Genomic DNA, 6,486 nt, shown 5'->3' with positions numbered 1-6,486 from the left:
GGGGCAGGCCGGCGGCGCGGGCGGGGATGTAGGTGAGGGTTTCCAGGGCGTATCCCAGGGCGGTGCCCAGGGCGAGTTCTTCGGGCAGGGTGCGTTTGCCGGGGTGGGTGGCGCGGATGATCAGTGTGCCGGGCAGGGTGAGGGCGAGGGTGAGGTAGGCGGTGAACAGGGCCAGGTCGGTGGCCGAGACGCCGTAGAGCAGGAGTGTGGCGTAGGTCAGGGCGGCTGTGCAGGTGGCGGGCAGGGTGCGGCGCAGAGTGCGGCGCAGGGTGCGTAGGTGGCGGGGGGCGCGGGGCGGGGACGGGCGTCGCCGGGCGGGCGCGGGGGCCTGGGGTGCCCGCGGGGCGGCGGGGCTCGGCAGGGGGGCGGGAGCGGGCGACGTCGTGTCCATGAGCGCAAGCATGCTGACGTGAGCGTCCCGGGCGATCTCGGACTCAGGCTACCGGGTATTTCCTTGCCAGTCCTTTATGTGGGAGGCGAAGGCAGCCGACCGGATTATCCGGCCCTCCGCCGCGCCGGACGATGAAATGAGCAGGCAGGCGGCTGTTCCGGAGCCCGTATTTCTTTGCGGGAATTTAGGCGGCCCGACGATGGCATATCCGGCGGTAAGGGCACGCCCGGCATTAAAGTCGGCGGGCAATGCCCACTCCCCCGCTCCGCCCTCGCGCCGGAGAACCGACTCGCCTTCGGCATACGAAATCTCGATCCGGCCACGACATCGTACGGGTGATTCTCTGTGGAGTACATAATCGTCGCGGCCGCCGTGGTGGGGCTGGTGTTCGTCGTTCAGACGGCCCTCGGCGCGCAGGTGGCTCGGCGCGCCCTGTGGGTGCTGATGCTGGCCTTCGTCGTACGACTGCTCGTTCACGTCCTCGTGATGCGGTCCAACTCGATCGCGTACGGCGGGGACAACTTCGTCTACGAGGGCAGGGCACTGGAGGTCGTGGCGTACTGGAAGCGCGAGGGCTTCATGTTCGTCACCTCTGATCAGATCGAAAGCCTCTACTCCGTGGCGGTGCCGTGCAACGTCTTCGCCGCGATCATGTATCTGTGCGGCGGCCCGGCCCCTCTGGCCTGCACCGCCCTCGTGGCGCTCATCGCCTGCGGGCTGTGCGCCGTCATGTACAGGTTCGCGCGGCTCATCGGCGCCGACGAGCGCGCGGCGTTCAGGCTGATGACCCTGATGGCATTCATGCCGGCATTCATGCTGCACACGTCCGACACGTTCAAGGACGGATTCAACGCGTTTCTCGTCATATCCTGTCTCGGCCTCGCCGCTTCGAACGTCCAGCGTTTCGACATGCGCAAACTCCTTCTTCTCGGGCCGCTGCTGTGGACGCTCTGGAACGTGCGCCCCTACATGGTTTTCATGTGCGCGATACCGCTGATTCTCGGCCTGGCGGGCCTCAGGCGCGCTTTCCCGTTGTGCGTGCTGGCCATCCTGGCCACACTCGTGGTACCCATCCTGATATTTCCGGATATGGCGGAGAGCACGCCGGTTGGCATGATGCAGGAGCAGCTGGAACACGGACAGTCGGAGGTCGTCCTTCAGGCCAACGCCGCGGGAGGTTCGGGAATCGTCTTCGACGACGGCGGCAATCCGTGGAGCGCGTTCCTGCCGAAGCTGGTGTACACGCTTCTCTCGCCGTTCCCCTGGATGGACGGCAGTCTGGTGCTACAGCTGGCGAAGGCCGAGACGGTGCTGTGGTACTACCTGCTGTGGTGCGCGGCCGTCGGGGTCCGGCGAATGTGGGGTGAGAACCGCAGGATGCTCCTCATCCTCCTGCTCTTCGCCGTACCGTGCACGATCATGTACACGACCACCATGTCCAACATCGGTCTCATCTTCCGGCAGCGGATACCGATCGTCATGGTCGTGAGCCTGCTGTCCGCGGTCGCCTGGACCAGGGTCCCCCAGGAGCGGCGGCAGCTCGTCTCCGGCGCGGGAACGAGGCCGGACACCGCCGGTTCGACGGTGTCCGCCCCCCCGTCCGACCCCCCGTCCGGCCACCCGTCCGGCACGGCGGGGAGGGCGCCGGCCGGGATCTCGCGAGTGCGGTGAGGCTAGTCGACGGCGAACACCACGTCGACCCAGTAGTTGCTGGTCTGGTAGGTGCTGGCCGGGAAGGGGTTCGCCGCGCCGTAGGTGTAGACACCGTTGCCTCCCACCGCGCCACTGGCCGGCGCGATGAGCGGTTCGCTCGTGTACTGCACGTTGAAATACGGCCGTGTCTGCGAATAATAACCAGACAAAGTGTTGTAAGAGACTACATAATTCGTGTTCTCCGTCACCGGGACGGGCGTGTCGAAGTTCACCTGCTGCCACCCGCTCGCCGTCTCGTTGGTGAAGGTCGCGCTGGCGAGCAGCTTCCCGTCACTCGTCCACAGACTCCCGACATGCGTCCCGGTGTTCTTCACACCCTTATAGAAACGGACGCCCCTGATACTGCCACTCGTCATCGCCTGGAACTTGACGCCGACGGTGACGGGCTGATTGTCGGGTTGGGAGGTGACCGCGGGCGTCGCCGTCTTCTCCCAGAGGCTCGTGAACGGCACGAACAGCACGTCGACCCAGTAGTTGCTCGCCTGGTAGGTGCTGGTCGGGAAGGTGCTCGTCGCGCCGTAGGTGTAAACGCCGTTGCCCCCCTCGTCGCCGTTGCCCAGCGCGACAAGCGGACCGTTCATGTACGGCGCGGTGAAGTACGAGGATGTCAGCGAGTAGAACCCCGAACTCGTGAAGTACGAGGCGATGTACGTCGTGTGGGCGGTCACCGCGACCGGCGTGTCGAAGCGCACCTGTTGCCACCCGCTCGCCGTCTCGTTGGTGAAGGTCGCGTTGGCGAGCAACTGCCCGTCGCTCGTCCACAGACTCCCGACATGCGTCCCGGTGTTCTTCGCGCCCTTGTAGAAACGGATGCCCTCGATGTTGCCATCGGTCAGCGCCTGGAACTTGACACCGACCGTCACGGCGTTGGGGTCGTTCTGCGACGGGACCTTCGGAACCGTCTGATCGTCCCACAGGCTCCTGACCGGGACGAACAGCACGTCGACCCAGTAGTTGCTGGCCCGGTAGGTACGGGTCGGGAAGGTGCTCGTCGCGCTGTAGGTGTAGACGCCGTTACCGATCTGCACGCTGCTGGCCGGCACCACGAACGGGCCGTTCGTGTACTGCGTGGTGAAGTAGGGAACCGTTGTCGAGTAGTTCCCGGATGTCGTGTGATACGAGGCGACATACGTCGTTCCGGCGGTCACCGCGACCGGCGTGTCGAAGTCCACCTGTTGCCACCCGCTCCCCGTCTCGCCGGTGAACGTGGCTCTCGCCAGGAGTTGCCCGCTCGCGCTCCAGAGGTTCCCGGTGTGCGTTCCGGTGTTGAGCACGCCCTTGTAGAACCTGACGCCCCTGATGGTGCCCGCTGTCGTGGTCTGGAACTGCACCCCGAGCTCGACCGGAACGGGGTCGTTGGCCGAGTCGACGGCGGGCACCGCACTGGGTGGCCAGATGGTGCAGGCGTTGCACGACGTGTAGACGGTGACGGTGATCGTGGTCGGGATCACCTGGAGGTTGCCGATGTCGTCGACCGCCCGGACCGCGATCGTCGTGGTTCCCGTGGTCTGGGGTGTCCAGCGGTACTGCCAGTTCTCCCGGCCCGTCGCCGGGAACCACCGGTTACCGCCGTCGGTCGAGACCTCGATCCCGGCCACGACGCCGCCCCCGGTGTCGGCCGCCGTTCCCTTGATCACGACGGTCGTCAGCTCGGGCAGGGTGACTCCGTTCGACGGGCTCGTGATCGTCGACGTGGGAGGGCTGGTGTCCGTCGACGCGGTGGCCGGTACCAGCCCCGGCTGGAGGCTGGCGGGCTGGGAGTGCATGTCGGCGAGGAGGTTGACCGTCGCCTGCTGCATCCGGATGTCGGTGGGAGGACCCGCTCGATCGTGGTTGGCGTCCAGCCCCCACGACCACTGGATGGTCCCTGCGCCGAAGACGAGCGCACCGCTGGAGGCCCGATAGAGCGTCAGGTTGTGGTTCGCGGTGCCGAGACCGTACGTACTGCCGTAGTCGAGCAGGTATTTGGAGGTGAGGTTCATGATCGTGCTTGAATACCTGGCCACGCCCGGTGGTTCTGACCCGTTGCTGGGCGACACATCCCATTCGTAGCCGAGCGTCCCTGTGGGGAAGACGGCCGTCTGCCCGGGAGATAGGTTCGCCACGGAGGTGTTGCGCCAGATTCGCATCTTGCTGAAGTCGGCCGACACGGTTATCGCGTCGTTGGAGACGCCGTTGACCCTGAACCACGTCCCGTTCAGCGCGTTCTCCGGCCTGCCGCCGTTCGAGGGCGGGGAGAAGCGTGGATCACGCCACGATCCGGTCCACTGTGGGCTCGGGTCGATCTTGGCGTTCGCCAGCGTCTCCTTGTAGCAGACGAAGGTCCTGAAGGGGGTCCCGTCGCTCAGTGCCTGCTCCCAGCGCCCCTTCCAGAACCCCTCGTTTCCGGAGAAGAAGGTTATGTTGACGCCGTTGTCCCGGGCGTTCGTGACGTTGTCCCGCATGTCGTCGGACCAGTACTCGTCATGGCCGACGGAGAGAAAGACCCTGTGGTTGAGAATCTGCTGACCACGCATCGCGGTGTCGATACTGCTGGTGTAGCTGACGTCGTAGCCGTTGGCCTCGATCCATCTGATCATGGGGTATTCGGCGTTGAAGAACCAGCTCTCCACCGAACCGGCGCAGCAGCTCCCGACGCGCGTGATGAACGGCCGGTTGTAACTGACCTTGTAGGCCCGCCCCGCCGGAACGCTCGCCGAGTAGAGACTGCTGCCGCCGTACTTGTTGTACGCCTGCCAGGTGCTGTCGGAGGTCTGCAGCAGCAGGTCCGACCCGCGTTCGTCGTCCCGGATCACGAATATCATCTGGCTGGCACCGGGTGTCGCGTCATCGCGGATCAGGTTCGCGATGTAGACCCCCGAGACGGCGTCGGCCGGCACGGCCCACGAGGCCGAGACCGCCCAGTTCCCGCAGTCGACCAGTGCGGTCGCCTGATCCGTGAGGCAGGGCGGCTGCGCCTGGGGCAGCGGGACCGAGGGAGTGAGCGTTGTGATCTTTCGTGCGCCCATGCCGCCGTAGTAGCCGATGCGGTAGACGTCCACGTGGTAGGCGGTCGCCGGAGTGTTCACCTTGAACTGGACGGTCTCCCCTTTGTCGACGCTCATCTGGGTCGCGTATCCCTGGATGCTGGGGCTGCCTGCTCCGGGTATGTCCCATTCGCTTGGCGGGTTTCCCGGCAGGCTGTTCTCCAGGCAGATGACGGAGGTCGGCGGGCAGGCCGCGCGGCGAGCCCGGCTGCGAGGTCTCGCGTCCGTGGCCTTCTTCTCCGGCGTCTCCGCGCCTTTCCCGGGAAGCCCGCGCAGACCGACCTCGGCGAGCCTCTGTTCCAGCGAACGGGCCCGGCCGCCTTCCGGCGGCGCCGCCTTGACCTCCACGGCCTGGCGTCCGTCGGCCGGCGCCCGCCCCGCTCCCGCGGCGGTGCTCGGAGCGGGCCGCCCGGGTGGGTGTCCGGTCGCCGGGCCAGGGGCGGCATCCGGTTCGAGCGGTACGACATTTCCCACGGTCGCCCACTTCCGCGGGGTGACGGTGCCTGGCTCAGGTGCCCAGCTCGCACCCAGCAGACCGAACAGGGTGAGAAGACCGATCCCGAAGGTGAACGGCGACCGCCGCCCGAACCCGACCTTCCTCGCATTGTCCGTACCGCCTGCCATGTGCGACCTCCCGCAAGCACCCCCTTGGCCGACTTTCCGCCCCGGCCAGGGTCATAAGTAGAAAGAAAGGCAATCACATCCAACCCTCGACAAGAATCAACCTCAAATAACGGCGATTTACCTACAACGCAGAAGAACGATCTAATATGGCACCAAAAGATCATCTAAACCGTAAATCAATCCCAACGTGGTCGTGGTGTGGAGTAATCAGGTCGGCTGCCTTCGCGTCACGTATAAAGGACTGGCAAGGAAATACCCGGTAGCCTGAGTCCGAGATCGCCCGGGACGCTCACGTCAGCATGCTTGCGCTCATGGACACGACGTCGCCCGCCCCCGTACCGAGCCCCGCTCCCCTGCAAACCCCCCAGGCACCCCAGGCCCCCGCGCCCGCCCGGCGACGCCCGTCCCCGCCCCGCCACCTGCGCACCCTGCGCCGCACCCTGCGGCCCACTCTGCGGCCCACTCTGCGGCCCACTCTGCGCCGCATCCTGCCCGCCACCTGCACCGCCGCCCTGACCTGCGCCACACTCCTGCTGTACGGCGTCTCGGCCACCGACCTGGCCCGCTTCGGCGCCTACCTCACCCTCGCCCTCGCCCTGCCCGGCACCCTGATCATCCGCGCCACCTACCCCGGCCGACGCACCCTGCCCGAAGAACTCGCCCTGGGCACCGCCCTGGGATACGCCCTGGAAACCCTCACCTACATCCCCGCCCGCGCCGCCGGCCTGCCCC

Annotated in this window: 4 protein-coding genes; 2 read left to right on the top strand and 2 right to left on the bottom strand. The window is 66.5% G+C overall.

The genetic code is table 11. The annotated features are described in order from the left end of the window. Positions 1 to 391 (bottom strand): hypothetical protein (locus AB0B96_RS40650; protein ID WP_362907633.1); only part of this gene is annotated, 391 nt, incomplete at its 3' end. A gap of 345 nt (positions 392 to 736) precedes the next feature. Between AB0B96_RS40650 and AB0B96_RS40645 the strand changes: the two genes are divergently transcribed. Beyond that, the gene (locus AB0B96_RS40645) at positions 737 to 2,062 is read left to right on the top strand and encodes a hypothetical protein (RefSeq protein WP_362907631.1); all 1,326 of its coding nucleotides are present in this window, start codon (positions 737 to 739) and stop codon (positions 2,060 to 2,062) included. Positions 2,063 to 2,064: 2 nt separating this feature from the next. Here AB0B96_RS40645 and AB0B96_RS40640 read toward each other — a convergent pair whose 3' ends face one another. Next, positions 2,065 to 5,754 (bottom strand): DUF4082 domain-containing protein, encoded by a 3,690-nt coding sequence (locus AB0B96_RS40640; protein ID WP_362907629.1) that lies wholly within the window; start codon positions 5,752 to 5,754, stop codon positions 2,065 to 2,067. Between the two features lie 311 nt (positions 5,755 to 6,065). On the opposite strand from AB0B96_RS40640, the gene AB0B96_RS40635 reads away from it, so the two are divergent. Continuing rightward, positions 6,066 to 6,486: hypothetical protein (locus tag AB0B96_RS40635; protein ID WP_362907627.1), on the top strand; the 421-nt coding region annotated here is incomplete at its 3' end.

Origin of the sequence: Streptosporangium sp. NPDC049046 (assembly GCF_040649155.1) — a bacterium.
Classification (GTDB): Bacteria; Actinomycetota; Actinomycetes; order Streptosporangiales; family Streptosporangiaceae; genus Streptosporangium.
Note: the sequence above shows the minus strand (reverse complement) of the source record. Positions and strands in the feature narration are given on the sequence as shown.